At 50.3% G+C, this 14,612-nt stretch carries 12 protein-coding genes; 6 read left to right on the top strand and 6 right to left on the bottom strand.

Going from position 1 to position 14,612, the window contains the following annotated elements; genetic code table 11:
* From cui to DBY68_RS16655, 5 genes are all read right to left on the bottom strand, one after another.
* On the bottom strand, window positions 1–531 hold the full coding sequence (gene cui / locus DBY68_RS16675) for a colicin immunity protein Cui (protein ID WP_108476659.1): 531 nt from the start codon (window positions 529–531) through the stop codon (window positions 1–3).
* Between the two features lie 177 nt (window positions 532–708).
* The gene (locus DBY68_RS16670; RefSeq protein ID WP_108476658.1) at window positions 709–1,146 is read right to left on the bottom strand and encodes a ProQ/FINO family protein; all 438 of its coding nucleotides are present in this window, start codon (window positions 1,144–1,146) and stop codon (window positions 709–711) included.
* 105 nt (window positions 1,147–1,251) lie between these two features.
* Window positions 1,252–1,440 (bottom strand): hypothetical protein, encoded by a 189-nt coding sequence (locus tag DBY68_RS16665; protein WP_108476657.1) that lies wholly within the window; start codon window positions 1,438–1,440, stop codon window positions 1,252–1,254.
* Between the two features lie 9 nt (window positions 1,441–1,449).
* Window positions 1,450–2,496, bottom strand: a complete 1,047-nt coding sequence (locus DBY68_RS16660; RefSeq protein ID WP_108476656.1) for a head processing protein — start codon at window positions 2,494–2,496, stop codon at window positions 1,450–1,452.
* Window positions 2,497–2,504: 8 nt separating this feature from the next.
* Window positions 2,505–4,241, bottom strand: coding sequence for a phage portal protein (locus tag DBY68_RS16655; RefSeq protein ID WP_146745472.1), 1,737 nt, complete (start codon window positions 4,239–4,241; stop codon window positions 2,505–2,507).
* Between the two features lie 81 nt (window positions 4,242–4,322).
* Between DBY68_RS16655 and DBY68_RS16650 the strand changes: the two genes are divergently transcribed.
* From DBY68_RS16650 to DBY68_RS16625, 6 genes are all read left to right on the top strand, one after another.
* Complete coding sequence (locus DBY68_RS16650) at window positions 4,323–11,114, top strand: helicase-related protein (RefSeq protein ID WP_108476654.1); 6,792 nt, start codon at window positions 4,323–4,325, stop codon at window positions 11,112–11,114.
* A 39-nt stretch (window positions 11,115–11,153) separates the two neighbouring features.
* Window positions 11,154–11,573, top strand: coding sequence for a peptide-binding protein (locus DBY68_RS16645; protein WP_146745471.1), 420 nt, complete (start codon window positions 11,154–11,156; stop codon window positions 11,571–11,573).
* A gap of 16 nt (window positions 11,574–11,589) precedes the next feature.
* Window positions 11,590–11,859, top strand: a complete 270-nt coding sequence (locus DBY68_RS16640; RefSeq protein ID WP_108476652.1) for a hypothetical protein — start codon at window positions 11,590–11,592, stop codon at window positions 11,857–11,859.
* A 438-nt stretch (window positions 11,860–12,297) separates the two neighbouring features.
* Window positions 12,298–12,492, top strand: a complete 195-nt coding sequence (locus DBY68_RS16635; RefSeq protein WP_108476651.1) for a host cell division inhibitor Icd-like protein — start codon at window positions 12,298–12,300, stop codon at window positions 12,490–12,492.
* Window positions 12,489–12,701 (top strand): hypothetical protein, encoded by a 213-nt coding sequence (locus DBY68_RS16630; protein WP_108476650.1) that lies wholly within the window; start codon window positions 12,489–12,491, stop codon window positions 12,699–12,701. Before DBY68_RS16635 ends, DBY68_RS16630 begins: the two co-directional genes overlap by 4 nt.
* Window positions 12,698–13,513 (top strand): KilA-N domain-containing protein, encoded by an 816-nt coding sequence (locus DBY68_RS16625; protein ID WP_233503898.1) that lies wholly within the window; start codon window positions 12,698–12,700, stop codon window positions 13,511–13,513. The genes DBY68_RS16630 and DBY68_RS16625 overlap by 4 nt, the downstream gene beginning before the upstream one ends.
* 56 nt (window positions 13,514–13,569) lie before the next feature.
* Here DBY68_RS16625 and DBY68_RS16620 read toward each other — a convergent pair.
* Window positions 13,570–14,612, bottom strand: a 1,043-nt coding sequence (locus DBY68_RS16620; RefSeq protein ID WP_112296202.1) for an SH3 domain-containing protein, incomplete at its 5' end; no start/stop codon positions are given.

Raw genomic sequence — 14,612 nt, 5'->3', positions numbered from 1 at the left:
TTATTTGATGCTGCCAGTTTTATTCTTAAACTCTGCGTACACTTGAATATAGAACGCCATAAGCCAAGTGAAGAAGTAATTAACACCAAACATACCAATGTAATATACGAATAGGAAAGTTTGGTTTCCTGATGCTAGTCGAATTATTTTTTTACTGGTTGTTGTCATGTTCTGCTCGCCAATATATGTTAAGGCAAAAATAGCAATAATCAGCAGTATGAGTAAAGGCAGTAGTTTCCACCATTTAGCAACGTCTAAATCGACAGGCGATAAACGTATCTTTCGCCAGCATAGAACATACAATATGAACACAAAAAGCGGCGCTGTTTTGGTATAGGCCGAGGCGATAGAACTTACTTGAAGAAATTGTTCTGAGTAAGACCGTACATGTCCTATCGAGATAGAATAAAGAGATTGAATTAAGGCTGAGTTGGGAAGTGTAGCGTTAATCAAAAAAATTAATGCTATTGGTACTATGCCTGCTAAGTAAAAGAGGGCAGGGTACTTAAGCACTCCTTTGTTTTTTTCCATTATCAATAACCCTAAATTTTCTGTTAATTCATTTTATGCCTATGTTTTATCGTTGTCGATAAGTGCTCTGCATATGTATCGAGCAATTTTTAAGGGGGGGTAACAGATCTGACTACAATCTTAAGCTTTGCAGTCAGATCTGTTGATTGCGGCTGTCGCAGCCGATATGCCAAATTGCTATCTTAAGGTCCTGTTACCATCTTTCGTTTTTCGTGGGTCTTTCTTGCCTTTCAATGGGTACGGCAAGGGTTTCAACCCGTTCTCTTTTCGGTACTTGCAGATCCGGTTCCATGCATGCTTCTTGTCTTCTCGGCTGATCAGCTCAACCGGTTTTCCATCGATGTCGCGCCGGGTGCGGGCGTTAACTATCCGCATCTGATAAACCTGCGAGCAGCAGCATGCGCGCAACGACTGCTGTAATTTTTCCTCAGAAATATCCAGGCCACGTCTGACGATTTGCGTGAGCATATCGTCTTTGATGCCGTTCTTCATCGGCAGCGGGTGGTTACCCTGAAAAAGAGCAGGGAAGAGTTCTTTAATCAGTAGGCGTTGCGCCCGGTTTTTTCGTATTGTCGCCTTACTGGCGTGTTTTATCGTAGAGCTTTGGGTATTCACGTTTTCCCCTTGTATTTGGCTTTACAGAAAATACTAATTTATTGTTGCGGTTGTGTCGCTATCAAACGTCATAAAAAAAGCCCCTGGCGGGGCTTTAGCTCTCTGTTAGCCTAACTTAGCTCGGACCAGGGCATCCTTTGCTTCGAGCAGCTTACGCAGCCCTGCGGATTTTTCAGGGCTATCCGGGAGCGTGCTATCCATAAGCTGGGCCAATTCGCCTATGGGTTTACTTACCTCCTGCAAGATGGGCGGTAAGTGCTCATACGTAAAATACTTCATGATCGGGTTCTTCATGGTTATCCCTTAGCCAAAGTGGCGCGTGGTGCTTTCAAAGTTGATGATGCTGGATTTATCGACTGGCTCAGCATTGCGAGGTTTAGGCTGTTGCGCGCTGGTGGTGATCTGTTCCACCGGCAGCGTGCGCATGGCGGGGCTGGCCAGCGATTCGAAAAGCTTATCGACGATGGCGAAGTCTTCTTCCGTATTCATGTTTGCGATGGCATCCCGCTGGCGCTGATTGGTGAATATCGGCAGCTTATCGAGAACCCGCTCAAACATGGCCATACGCTCGCGGGTTTTCGTTGCCTGTTCGGATTCGATATTTTTCAACGATTCGAGCATGGTTTTCTGCTCTTCTAACTGACGATCCTTATCAAGCAATTCGCCAGCGGCCACCAGCTGAGCAGTTTCGAGTTCTTCGATGCGCTGGATGCTCTCGAACATAACTTCTCGATGGCTGAGGTCAGCGTAATGCTTAACGATGTTGGTCGCGTCGTCCTCAGTGAATTTTTGCTTGATAAGGGCCTCAGTAATGGCCGTATCACGGTCGTCTGCGCTCTCGCGCATAGCCGCTGGATGATCCATGCTGATGAAGTTCGGCATTGTCACGTAATCAAAGCCGAAAAAGCCGGTAGGGATTGATGCAGCCGGAGAGTCGCGGCCAGTGGTAACCCACGACCAGCCACCGGCGCGCGATTCGAGCATACTGGCGATAATGCGCCCGGTTGGAGTATCAAGGATCTCCTCGGTATGAGTCACCACGCCATCATCATCGACTGAGATTGAGATAGTGCGGCTGCCGGGAACGTTATCCAATACGACCGGCTTACCCTCTACCATCACGACAGCGGTTTCCGGAAGTTCCACGTTTTTAGCCAGCTCGCGGCGGCTATGGCCATAGTAACCATAGAGCTCACCCAGGCGCAGGCCTTCTCTGGTTTCCGGGCTGTTAATCATTCGCTTAACAGCTTCCAGGATGTAGTTACGGTTGTTCTGCTTACCTATACGCACTTTATTGAACAGCGAGAAGCGGTCCGTGTGGGTTAACAGGGTTTTAAATTCAGGTGCCATATTGGTCCTCATTCTTTAAACGCTTCGATAATGATGTTTTGCAGGTCGCGCTGGTCCATCGATCTGATGAACTCGCACATTTCGGCATCTGGCCGGTGGGTGACACTTTCAAACATGCCTTTCTTACCGCCGTTGCCGAAGTTGCCTTCCTCCTCATCCTGCGAGGTCTTAAGTTCTGTCAGCAGAGCCTCAAGCTTCGTGGATGGGATTTTCAGGACGTCGCCAAGGACGATCTGTTTGAAGGTATTGGATTTCGCCAGGGACGGGTTTTGGCATATAGCGTCGGCGATGGTGACGAACACGCTCGCATAGTTCGCATGGCTGTCCATGGCGGCGCTTTCCTCCAGCTCGATGCTGGTGGCCATAGAGTTGAAAACGATTTTGTATGGTCGATCTCCGGATGGGTAAACCTTTCCGTATTTACTCGCCAGGTGGATATCGCAAAGCCGATAGATAGTCTCAGCGGCCCCGCCGCGCAGCCAGCCCGCGACCATCCCGGCCTGTATGCTGGTGCGGAGGAAGCCGCCCTCGCCAAGGCCTCCGGCCATCTGGTCGGCAAAGCCGAGCATTGTGTAATCGAGGTTAAGTGCAGACGCCAGCTGCTTGATGTGAAACATGATGTCTTCAATGCCAGAGATATCGGCGGGCATCGACTGGGTATCGATGGTCATTTGCCCTTTACCGTTCGCCAGTATTGGCAATACGGTGTTGGTAACCACCGGCGCGGTATTGTTACCGCGAGCGCGTTTCTCCATCTGAATGGAGGATTTTTTCAACTGCTCGGATACCGTGCGACCATAGAGTGCTGCGCGCGCCGGATCGAGATTATCCATGTTCAGGCCAATCAGCCTGTCTATTTTGCTGGCGTTGTAGCGTGACGCTTTCAGGGCCCGGATAGCGCCGCGCAGATTCAGGTACGGCTCGTATGCATTCTGGAGAAGACTGGTCCCGTAGTTCTGTGTCTCCACCGGCATACGTTTAGACGGCTCAGAAAGCAGACTGAACTGCTCCGAACCGGTATAGATCGGCATGTTCTGGCGGCTTGGATGCCAAAGCGGGATTTTCATCGAAACCATATCCCACGGTTTAGCGAATGTGAGCGCGCCGGTCTCATCTTTCAGGTAATCACCGGTGAAGCCTGCCAGGTCCCCGCCCACGTAATACTCCTTAATGAAGTAGGGGAGGGTGTAGTAGTTGCACTCCATCGATGTGATGCCGACTTTCTGCTCGATATGCGGGCGGATGTAGCAGACACCGAAGATGGCCATGATTAGCCCCCAGCTGGGGAGCTCAGCATTAACCTTCAGACCGATATCACTCGTTAACTCCTGGCATATCTCTTGAGCTGCCTTATTCCCTGCGTCGTCTTCATCCGTTACCGGCTGAAATTCGAAGGAAAGATTGGTGCGCTTATTGATTGAGAACGCATAGGACACGTGGATATAGAGCGCCTGGCTGATCGTCGGATAGGCGGCCATTTCTTCCAGAAACGGATACTTTTGCAGGCGCTCGAATGGAAGTGTCGCGTCATTTAGCAGATCACGGCCAGAGCTCACCATCGAACCATCAGCAGAATTTTCGGTTTCATCCTTGCCCAACAGGCAGGAGCGCGAAAACACGCTCATGAAGCCGCCGCCGCCGCTGCTGGTGGCTCCCAGCGACATGACATTGCCGTGGTTCGACTTCACGCCGGGTAGTAGCTGACCTAACGCTTTCAAAATGTTGTCTTGCCGGAACTTGGGCATTCGAAAAGTGACCTTTGATAAACTAAGTAATCAATTAGTATGTTTCGTTAATTTATCAAAAGTTCACTCTCGGAGGTGACGATGCCGGATGGCAAATATGGGGAAATTCTCGACTCGTTTCGGACAGTTGGGGAAATCATAAGGCTGATCAAATCGCTGGGGCTTACCCGCGAGCCGGTTGTCTACGGGATCACTAAGAAGGACGGGGTATCTGTCGATCGTGAACGTAAAGAGGCGAACCGCAAAGCCATTGAGCTTCTCGACTCCCTTCCGGACGGCGCGGAGCTAACGCCGGAGCAGCGGCAGATTCTGGCTCGCTATACCGGCGAGGGCGGTATTGGCGGTTCGACAGATGAATATTACACGCCTCAATTTGTCGCAGAGGGCATTTGGGAAATTATGAAGCTCTACGGCGCTGATGCGGGTAATACACTGGAACCGTCTTCTGGCGCTGGTGTTTTTAACGAAACGAAACCGCGCGGTACCGTCATGACAGCTTCGGAGATAAGCCCTGTCTCCGGACGCATTAACCAGCTCCTGCACCCGGAAGATGCTGTTCACGTTATGCCGTTTGAGAAGTTGGCCAGCAGCACGGATGATGCCATTTTTGACCACTGCGTTGGCAACGTGCCGTTTGGCTCCTCGCGCGGCGATACCGTCAATTTGGATAAGGCTTACGCCAAAGAGAAGGATATTGGTCGCTACTTCATTTTGCGGCTGCTCGACAAAATAAAACCTGGTGGCCTGGCCTGCATCATCGTTCCCTATGGCATGACCAGCGGGACACGGATGAAAAAACTGCGTGAACAGGTCTCGCGTAAAGCTGAGTTCCTCGGTGCCCACCGTTTGCCATCGGGCACGTTCAAAGAAAACGGTACGCCGACAGCGGTCGATGTATGGGTGCTGCGCAAACATCCGGAATCTCTTTCCAACATGATCCTCCAGGCCAAAGAAGAACTGCTGACTGAGGCAAATGTGCTTTGGCCGGTGTTCATTACCGGCAAATGGTTTGAGCATGATGGAAAGCGTTTCGTTTATGGCGAGGTCAGCGCCGGTTTCCAGGGGCGTATCGTCATTAAGAATGACCAGATCACCCCTGGCGCGCTGAAAGAGAAGTTGGCCCGTAAATTCGATAGCCGTATCAACTGGGATTTACTCAATGTTGCGGAGCCGGTGAGCCTGATTGCCAAAGAAGGTGATAAGCGCCTGATGAACGGCCAGTGGTATGAGTTCGTTGATGGCCAGTGGATTATCAGCACACCATCGAGCACTCTGACGGTGGACCCGGCGATTTACGGCGTTTCCTCGCTCGATGAAATCAAGGTGGTCCTCGATAACCCCAGCGCCCTGCTGGCGCGTGACTGGAAACAGGTACAAGCGCTTGCCGGTAATTATTGGGAGAGCATGAGTGAATCAACTCGTAAAGCCTACTCCTATGCGTTGACACAGCGTGGCGATTTGCAGGAGCGCTTATTCCGTGGGGCTCTTATCGGCGCACAAATCGGTGTGCTGCAGGACGCTATCGCGAACAAGATGCCTGGCGACTACATAGACAGCCTGCGCACCAGCGCCGCGCAGCTGGTGGATAAGGAGTATCAGCGCTTCGCTGATCCCAATACCGGCAAAATCAGCAAAATTTCAGGTAATAACAGCGGTGACTGGCTTAAATACCGCGCGGCTATCACCAGCAATGGTGAACTTTCTGATCTGTTGCAGGGCGGGATCGATGCGCAGATCTCCGGGGAATATGACACTACCAATCATGAGCAGGTAGTTCGAAGCCTGTTTAACCAGATTGACCTGATCCCGATCACCCTGGAAGAGTTCCGCTCGACGTCCACCGCCGAACTACCAGAAAGCGACGAGGAATTGCTTAACCTGCTGGCGAACACTGACGGCATTGCGTTAACGCCGACCGGTGACCTGATGCCAATGGACCGCGCTACCAGCGGCGATGTCGGTTTAATCACCGGGCAGATTCAGGGGGTGCTGGCAGTTATCCAGGAAGGGCCGCAGAAAAATAACTACCTGCGCCAGCTGGAACAGATAAAAGCAAAACGTAAGTGGACCGGTGTTGATGATATCGCGTTTACCCTCGATGCTCGTTGGTTCGACCGTAGCCTGGTGCTGGAATTCTTGCGCGAGAATGGTTACGACGAACTGACCTATGTTGAGTCAATCAAAGTCGAGAACGGCGCATTAACTTCTGATCTGGGTTATCGCGGCAGTAATGGCGTGTTCGCCGGTTATCGTTACGGCACGGTGCTGAAGAAAGACAAAGAGACCAATGAAATGGTCCCGACTTATGCGCGTCGGACCGGCAGTGATCCTTTTGCCTCTCAGCTGGAGAAATACCTCAACGGTGGGCGCGCCACCGGCGTTAACTCAGAAGCTTATCGCTCGCGCATCGAGGACCTCGAAAGTCGCTTCAATGACTGGATTCGCCAGCATGATGAAATCGACAAGCTGGTCGATCAGTACAATGCCGCGTTTAACTCCTTCATACCATTTGAGCAGTCTGATGCTCCGCTGGGCCTGAATGGCATTAGCGGTCGTCGCGCGCCGTTTGGATACCAGAATCAGGAAATACGCCGTCTGTCTGAAGATGGGCGCGGCATTATGGGCTTTGGTACCGGTCTTGGTAAGACGACAACAGCGCTGGCGCTGGGCCTGTATAACATCGAGAACGGGCGCAGCACGCGTATGGCGTATGTGGTGCCGAAAGCCGTTTATGAGAACTGGTATTACGAGTCCAAATCGTTTTACAGCGAGGAGATGTTCAATAAGATCTTGTTCGTTGGGCTTGAGCCTATTCTTGATGAGTCAGGCGGCATTCGCCAGGTTCAGGAACGCGGCGAAAACGGTGAGCCTAAATTTGATGAGAGTGGCAACCCGCTGATGCGCGATGCGCTGAAAATTTCAGACAGCGCCACCATTAAAGCCCGTATGAACATGATCCCTCAATCGAACTACCCGATTGTGGTCATGACGAAAGAGCAATACGCGGCCATCCCTATGCGCGAAGAAACCATTCGCGATCATGCGCACGATGTCCTGTTTGCTCAGGCTGAAGCGGGCCGCGTTAAGGTTGCCGCTGAAACCTACAAAGAGCAGCAGAAAAAGAACCGCGTTCTGTCCGAACACTCCGACACCGGCACCGAAAAACAGCAGGATTTCCCTTACTTCGAAGATATGCAGTTTGATAGCGTCGTAGTCGATGAGGGGCATAACTACCGTAACAGCTACAGCGCCGGTCGTGAGGCCTCTCAGTTGGCATATCTCCCGGTCCCTTCTGTTTCCCAGTCTGCGCGCGATATGGCTGTTAAAAACGCCTATCTGATGGCTAAGAACAATGGCCGTGGGCCGGTGCTACTTACCGCTACGCCGGTGGTCAACTCCCCGATCGACGCTTTCAATATGCTCTCTCACTGCCTGAGCATGTCCGACTGGCAGCGCATGGGGATCTTCACGCCGGATGATTTCGTTAAAGTATTCGGTAAGAAAGAGATGTGCCTGGTCCAGAAACTGTCTGGCGAAGTGGAAAGCAAACTTGGCCTGGTCGGTTTCCGTAACCTCCCTGGTCTGCGCGGTATCTTCCATCGCTGGGTATCTCTGAAGACGGCGCAGGATGTCTCTGAACAGGTAAAAATTCCGGAGCTCGATGAGCGCACCGTTGAAGCGCCAATGTCCGAAGAGCAGGAAGCTGAATACGAGAACCTGCGCCAGCGCGCAGAGAAGCTGTCGCAGAACGACAAAATGGGGGATTTTGACTCTGAGCCGGAAGACGTAGAGGAAGAGAAGGACACCATTTTCGGCATTATCCGCGACATGGATCGTGTTTGTACCGACATGGACCTGTACCGGCACCAAATCACCTTTATCCTGCCAGCGTCGTATGCTGATAAGGTACAGCAGCTGGTGGCCGACCTGCCAGATTCCCTGGGCACTAAAGACGAAAACGACGAGGATTATGACGCTGAAGGGCGTTTCACCGTCGATGTTGATGGCAACGCCTGCACGCTGATCGTCCCGGAAATGTACGAGCAAGAGGTGCTGAAGCGTCTCTCTACGTTCGATATCGATCCTAAGGACGTTACTCACCCTCTGACGCCGAAATACAGCGCGCTGATTGAGGGACTGAAAGAAGGCCTGAAGCACGGCAAACAAATCATCTTTACTGATGAGAAAAGCCAGCACGGTAAGCTTAAGCGCATCATCTGTTCACATCTGGGACTGGATGATAGTGCCGTTGGCATCCTGAATGCCACAACGGTTGCCGAAGCCGGTAAAAAAGGTCGGAAACCGAAAAAAGTTAAGCCACCTAAAGAGCTCCCGGACGAACCGACTAAAGAGCAGGTGAAGGCCTATTATCAGCAGAAAGCCGCATACGATGAGTATATCGCTGCCGTTAATGAGGTCAGTCTTGGCGGGCTTGAACAGATCGCCGCAGATTACAATGAAGGCCGCTCACGCATCCTCATCTGTAACAAAAAGGCCGAGGTCGGGATAAACCTGCACATTGGCACGACCGATATTCACCACTTAACGTTGCCGTGGACTCCGGCCTCAATCGACCAGCGCAACGGTCGCGGCGCGCGCGTGGGCTCAACTCAAGATTCCGTGAAGGTTCATTACTATTGCGGTCGAGGATCGTTTGATGAGTTCCGCCTGCAGACGCTGAAGCGTAAGAAAGACTGGATACGCGAAATCCTCACCTCTGATAAAGCTGAGATGGAGAACGCCGACGCCGGGAACATGGTCGAAATGCAGTTGCTGCTGGCGGCCAACCCGGAAGAACGTGAGCGCCGTGTTGCCGAGCAAATGGCCAAAGCGAAAGCCGCTGTTAAAGCCAAAGCAACCAAGCGCGCCAACCTTGATCTGCAGAACTACCTGAAGGCGCAGCACGCCAGCGGCAGCGACTTAGACAAGGAGCAGAAAAAAGTTGCCTACCTGCAAGGTGAGGTTGAACGGACAACAAAAACCCTCGAGGCAGTTCGCTCTGAAATGGACGAACTGCTGGCCGAACGTGAAGCAATCAAAGCGCGTGCAACTGCTGGTAAGTCTGAAAGGAGTGATAGCTGGCGCCCACGTGCCATAGAGAGCGAACTGCGCTCCAAGCGCGAGGAATTGAATGTTGCCAGCAAAGGCGATGTGGCATCACGTTCCGCGTTGATGAAGCAGCAGCGCAAGATTGCCCGCCTCGCGAAAGCTGAAAAGAACATCAAACAGTTGCGCCCGGTTGTCCTGAAGGCCATCAAAGAAGGTCTGTTAGACGTCGATCCTGACGTGATCGACCATGGTAAAGATATCCTGTTGGTGGAGGGTAAAACCTATAAGGTTGGCCAGTATTTCCATTACAACGTAGCCGGTCGTGGCGGGAAGTTCGATTCCATCTCGTATGCCAAAATCACGGCTCTCGACTTTGACGCTCATACTGCAACTTTGCGGGGCATATTCGCGGCGAACGGAGATAAAAACCCAGGCCACGTTAAAGATGTGCCGGTGCAGTTACTGGGTGACCCATGCGACGTGACTGAAAGTGAGCTGGAATTACTGTCGAAAATGCAGGGTGGGCTAAACATCAAAGATGCGGCGGCCCTGCTGAGTAAGGACCAGTTCTATTCCTTCCTGAAAACCGGTCAGTTAATGCTGAACGATAACTATGCCGTAGTGTATGAGAATGGTAAGTATGCCAAACAGACGCTGAACATCCGCAGCGCCGGTTACGGCTACGGATCGTCTGATATTAAATCTGTCTCGTGGTATCAGGATAACGGCCATAAGCTTGTATATCCGGACCGAAGTGATGAGCAGTTGAAGCGCGCGATAGCCATCCAGGAGCGTCAGAGCGAGCTTATTACCTACGCCTGCCCAACGTTTTTGGCCGCGCTTTTCGGCCAGGACTATAAAACTGTCATGGAAGGTCTTGGCGAAGTGGCCAGCGCCGATGAGATCGCGTCTCTGGTTGCTAAGAAAATCGAGAATTACCCTCTCTGGAGTAGCACGCGGGACTTCAATATCTCGGTTAATGAGTATATCCGCAACGGCCTGGTTCGTTCCGTAGAGCTCGACCGCCTGGCGTGGATCGTTGGGGAAATCCCACCGGATTACACCAACGTGCAGGACTTCATCGATGCATTGAATGCAGAGAAGCCACAGCTGAGGAAACGTGCGCAGCAGGCATTGCAGGCTGGCGTTGCCGGTGTAGCTCAGGAACGTTACGAGGAATTCAGTAACGCTATTAAAAGCGGGTATGCCCCTGGCGACCGTGAGATACAGCGCGTGCTGGATGGCTCCTCCGGTACATTCTTAAACATCTACGGCGGGACCGGGCAGGATTATTTCCGTGTTGTCGAAGCCTGCGCTGCCGTAGTTATTCTGGGCCTCCTCGATGCTTCATTGGTAACGCCTGAACTGCTGGTGAATGAAGACGATGCGCGCCAGCTGATCCGTGACGCCGATAAACTTTATTTCTACATGCCGGAGGGCGATAAAAAGCGGGTAAAAGATACCTATGAGGCCAAGCGTCTCGGCGTTTCTACTGAGGAATACCAGAAGCGCGAAGATGCGCGCAAAGCCGCGAAAGAAGTGGTTGAGAACGAGGCTGATGATCTTGGTTTGCGTATCCGGGTGAACAGTACACATCTACGTGGGAAGTATGGTCTCAACTTCGCTCCGGGCGGTTGTTATGGCCTGCAAGATCCGAAAGGTAAAGCGGGCGCGCTTTTCCGCGCGAAGGAAACCCTGAAGTCTGTTTATGGTGCCCGTTATTACAACGGACGTGACGCCGGTGAAGAGTTTGCCGGTAGCTGGTGGCTGATCCCCAGCAAATATGACCAGGCCGAAATTCTCAAAGTTGTGGCAAAATACTAATCTAACAGGAGATTGCCGGGTAACACCGGCAATAAAATTATGGCTTCATTAGAGCAAACCCAAAAACCAACCGCTGATTATCTTGCCGCTATTCGAGATAGTGCCCTGGCGGGTAGAACAGAGTCGCAATTTGTGAGCGACTATTTGGATGGGATCGGTAAGTTCATCGGGGCGCGCCCCGGTTATTATCGCAGCTACGGCCCTTACTGGCCTGCAATCAAGTCGCTGCTGGTCGAGAATAATCTGTACAACGCAACCGGCGAAATCGATGAGGATGTGCTCAGCATCTACAGTTATGACGATGATTCGCTAACCGTTGTGGCCGCATCTCTTTATCAGAACATGCGTCTGGAAGATGGCTTGTTTTATTCTGCATACCACCAGCTGCCGGTAACCGATGATGATGAGCCATATGAATATTACTCATATGACCTGGAGCAGGAATCAGACAGGCCATAGTCAGTAAGGAGGATGCATGAGTTACACCCCGCTTTATATGAACCTGCGACGTCTGCAAGACGAGGCCGCCTCACACGGATGCGAATTTGTTGAGCACCATCCGGTGTGGCGCATATACACCCTGAAGAAGGGTGACCGCTGGACATATCTCCGAAACCCGGCAACAAACGAGCCAATTGAGCGCATTCGCGAGATTGGGATTACTGAGTGGAAGGGGGCGATAGCTAAGGGAGCTGAATACCTTATGTCGAACGAGTATGAAGAGTTTCAGAGTAAAGAAGAGTGATCTTCAAACAGAATAGCGCTCAACGAGCGCTTTTTGTGGCACCCGCAGAGTCCAGAATAGAATGTAAATTATACAAAGCACACCTGTTTTACATAAAATACTAATTATTTATTTAAGAAAACCCTCGTTTTTAGTACGGTAGCACAGATGATGTGTTGACGTTCGTTGGTGGTTCAGAGTAAGGTTTCGTTGTTGCAGCAAAATCTGTAACCGGGATTGGAACCCCGAACCAACTTTGAAGCGCACAGCACGCGCCAGCGTGTTTTTTTGTGCCTATGCTTTGTCATATCTGAATTATGGTGGGCTGGGCGGGGGAGCCGAAAGGCTCGCCGGGTTATGCTCAAAGTTGACCGGTAGTTCCAACCCTGTCCAGCTCACCACCAGCGAGATTGGAACCTCAAGGTGGTGATTTTCAAAATCAACTTTGAGGATGCCACTATGGCTACTACCCCTACCCTGCATCACCCTCAGTTCATCTGGCGTTTTTACTCTTGTCAGAAACGTCGCTACCACATCGTTATCGCCTGTACTGAATCTGATGCCCGTTCTCAGCTTCCCGATGCCCCTTGCCTGTTTGCCGCCCGTTTTCCTTCGAATTGCCTGTCGCTTTCCTACTGGAGGGCTCATCCATGATTTTTCTTGAAGAGGCGGAGATCGCCGCTGCCGTTCAAAAACTTCATATCGATATTACTGATATCAAGGCAGTAGAGACGCTGGCCTTTCATTTTATGATCGTAGATGGATTGTATCTACTCAGTAACAAGGCGTCGTTGAAACACCGGTTGGCAGGTGAGATTGAACAATTTTTGGGGCAAGCACAGAACATGCAGGTAGCGAAATGAACACAATAAAAAATGAAATGACCGCACCAGTGATCGCAGGCGTTGAGATCACAACAGATGCCGAGGGGCGTTTTAATCTGAACGCACTACATAGGGCAAGTGGTAAAGGAAAAGAAAAAGCTCCCAACAAGTGGCTGGGAAATAAACAAGTCAAAGAATTGATAACCGAACTTGAGGGTAACCTATTGAAAAATATCCAAGCCCCAAATTCGGGGCTTACTCAAAAGGTGGTCAATTCTATACATGGCGGTACATCACCAGGAACCTTCGCCCACGAACTTCTCGCCATCGAGTACGCTGGCTGGATTTCACCAGCTTTCCGCCTACAGGTGAATCAGACCTTCTTGGACTATCGTACCGGCAAGCTTGTTCCACCAGCAGCCTTTGATTCACGAGATGCGTCCACAACCGAAGTCCAGTTTCTACGGCGAGAACTCGAACTGACGCGAGAATTGTATGCCCAACAGCGTGAAATAAACGCTCTTAGAACGGAGCTGGCGCAACTAAAAGTCAAACCGACGGATACCGTTCTCCATTCACTCCCCCAGTCTCAACCCACCAGCACCGCCGGTGAATTGGCGTTGGAACGCGAACGTGATCAACTTGCGGCCATGCTGGGGCGTAGTAAGGATTACGCGACAATTAGTGCTGTTGAGCGAGTGATCGAGCGGGAATTTAGCTGGCATCCGTTGCGTAAATGGTGCCTGGTTCATCATGAGGAACCCGTCTACCTCAAAAAATACGGCTGTGCCTGGCCGCGCGGAGCATGGTTAAAGGTATACGGCGTAAATCTGGAAGAGTTGTTCGGATAATCATACATGAGCCCTGTAGTAAAGATACGGGGCTCGTATTGCAATTAAATCTTTCTTTAACCTTTTAATGGCTTGGTATAAGTACGAGTAATCCAGCCAGTGACAAGCTCATCTCCAGATTGAACTTGTACATACAACCACTGTCGCTCTTTTTTTTCTAATATAGCAACAATTGTATTTTTCCCTATCGTCTCAATGATATCGCTATTTAAGGATGGCTTTGTTCGCAGACGCACGTTTTCACCCGTTATAACTCTAAATTGATTAAGAGAATCCCAAGCGATATTTTTATTGTGTTTAACAATGTTAGACTTGGTAACAGGTTTACTCTCAAATAGAGAGACGATATAGGATTCTGCTTTGTTTATTTCTACTAACACTTTCCCTTTTCCGTAATCAGCTACAGCCCCGATTAAAACTTGGTATAATAAAAAAAGAATTAAAGCTTGTATAGATGGTGGGAGTCCTTGCAATAGATCTATTAAGGATCTTGGGGCGTTAGTAGCTGGAGAATAATTTATATCTGTAGAAGTGGCTTGTCCAGATTGGACATTCGTTTGATTAGTGCTTTGCGCGACACCATCAGTATATGCCTTAGCAACAGATGCTAAGCCTGTTTCGATAGCTTCAGAAACTGATGGCAAATTTTCTTCAGCGAAGTGTAGAAAAGTATTATCAAATGTGTTTAGTATGTCCTTATTACTTCGCGTCAACGAATGATTTTGTAAATCTTGAAGCATTGACTGAATACTATTTATACCAGCCAAGTTATGCATTAAATCGAATTCTTTTTGCAATGTTCTGCCAATGCCAAGTTTTCTTTGGAATTCTTCCGCTTGTTTCAGTAACTGACTGCCAATGCCATATTTTCTCTGCAAATCCATCGATTGCTTAAGCAGCTGACTGCCGATGCCATACTTTTTCTGCAAATTTTCAGATTGTTTAAGTAGCTGACTGCCGATGCCATACTTTTTCTGCAAATCTTCAGATTGTTTAAGTAGCTGATTGCCGATGCCATATTTTCTCTGCAAATCTTCAGATTGTTTAAGTAGCTGACTGCCGATGCCATACTTTTTCTGCAAATCTTCGGATTGTTTAA

Source organism: Pseudocitrobacter sp. RIT415 (assembly GCF_003057695.2).
Taxonomy (GTDB): domain Bacteria; phylum Pseudomonadota; class Gammaproteobacteria; order Enterobacterales; family Enterobacteriaceae; genus Pseudocitrobacter; species Pseudocitrobacter faecalis.
Note: the sequence above shows the minus strand (reverse complement) of the source record. Positions and strands in the feature narration are given on the sequence as shown.

Coding starts and splice junctions, on each gene's coding strand:
- DBY68_RS16645 (WP_146745471.1), top strand. CDS start 11,154: ATGGCTTCATTAGAGCAAACCCAAAAACCAACCGCTGATTATCTTGCC.
- DBY68_RS16635 (WP_108476651.1), top strand. CDS start 12,298: ATGGCTACTACCCCTACCCTGCATCACCCTCAGTTCATCTGGCGTTTT.
- DBY68_RS16655 (WP_146745472.1), bottom strand. CDS start 4,241: ATGCCCAAGTTCCGGCAAGACAACATTTTGAAAGCGTTAGGTCAGCTA.
- DBY68_RS16665 (WP_108476657.1), bottom strand. CDS start 1,440: ATGAAGAACCCGATCATGAAGTATTTTACGTATGAGCACTTACCGCCC.
- DBY68_RS16625 (WP_233503898.1), top strand. CDS start 12,698: ATGAACACAATAAAAAATGAAATGACCGCACCAGTGATCGCAGGCGTT.
- DBY68_RS16660 (WP_108476656.1), bottom strand. CDS start 2,496: ATGGCACCTGAATTTAAAACCCTGTTAACCCACACGGACCGCTTCTCG.
- DBY68_RS16650 (WP_108476654.1), top strand. CDS start 4,323: ATGCCGGATGGCAAATATGGGGAAATTCTCGACTCGTTTCGGACAGTT.
- DBY68_RS16630 (WP_108476650.1), top strand. CDS start 12,489: ATGATTTTTCTTGAAGAGGCGGAGATCGCCGCTGCCGTTCAAAAACTT.
- DBY68_RS16640 (WP_108476652.1), top strand. CDS start 11,590: ATGAGTTACACCCCGCTTTATATGAACCTGCGACGTCTGCAAGACGAG.
- cui (WP_108476659.1), bottom strand. CDS start 531: ATGGAAAAAAACAAAGGAGTGCTTAAGTACCCTGCCCTCTTTTACTTA.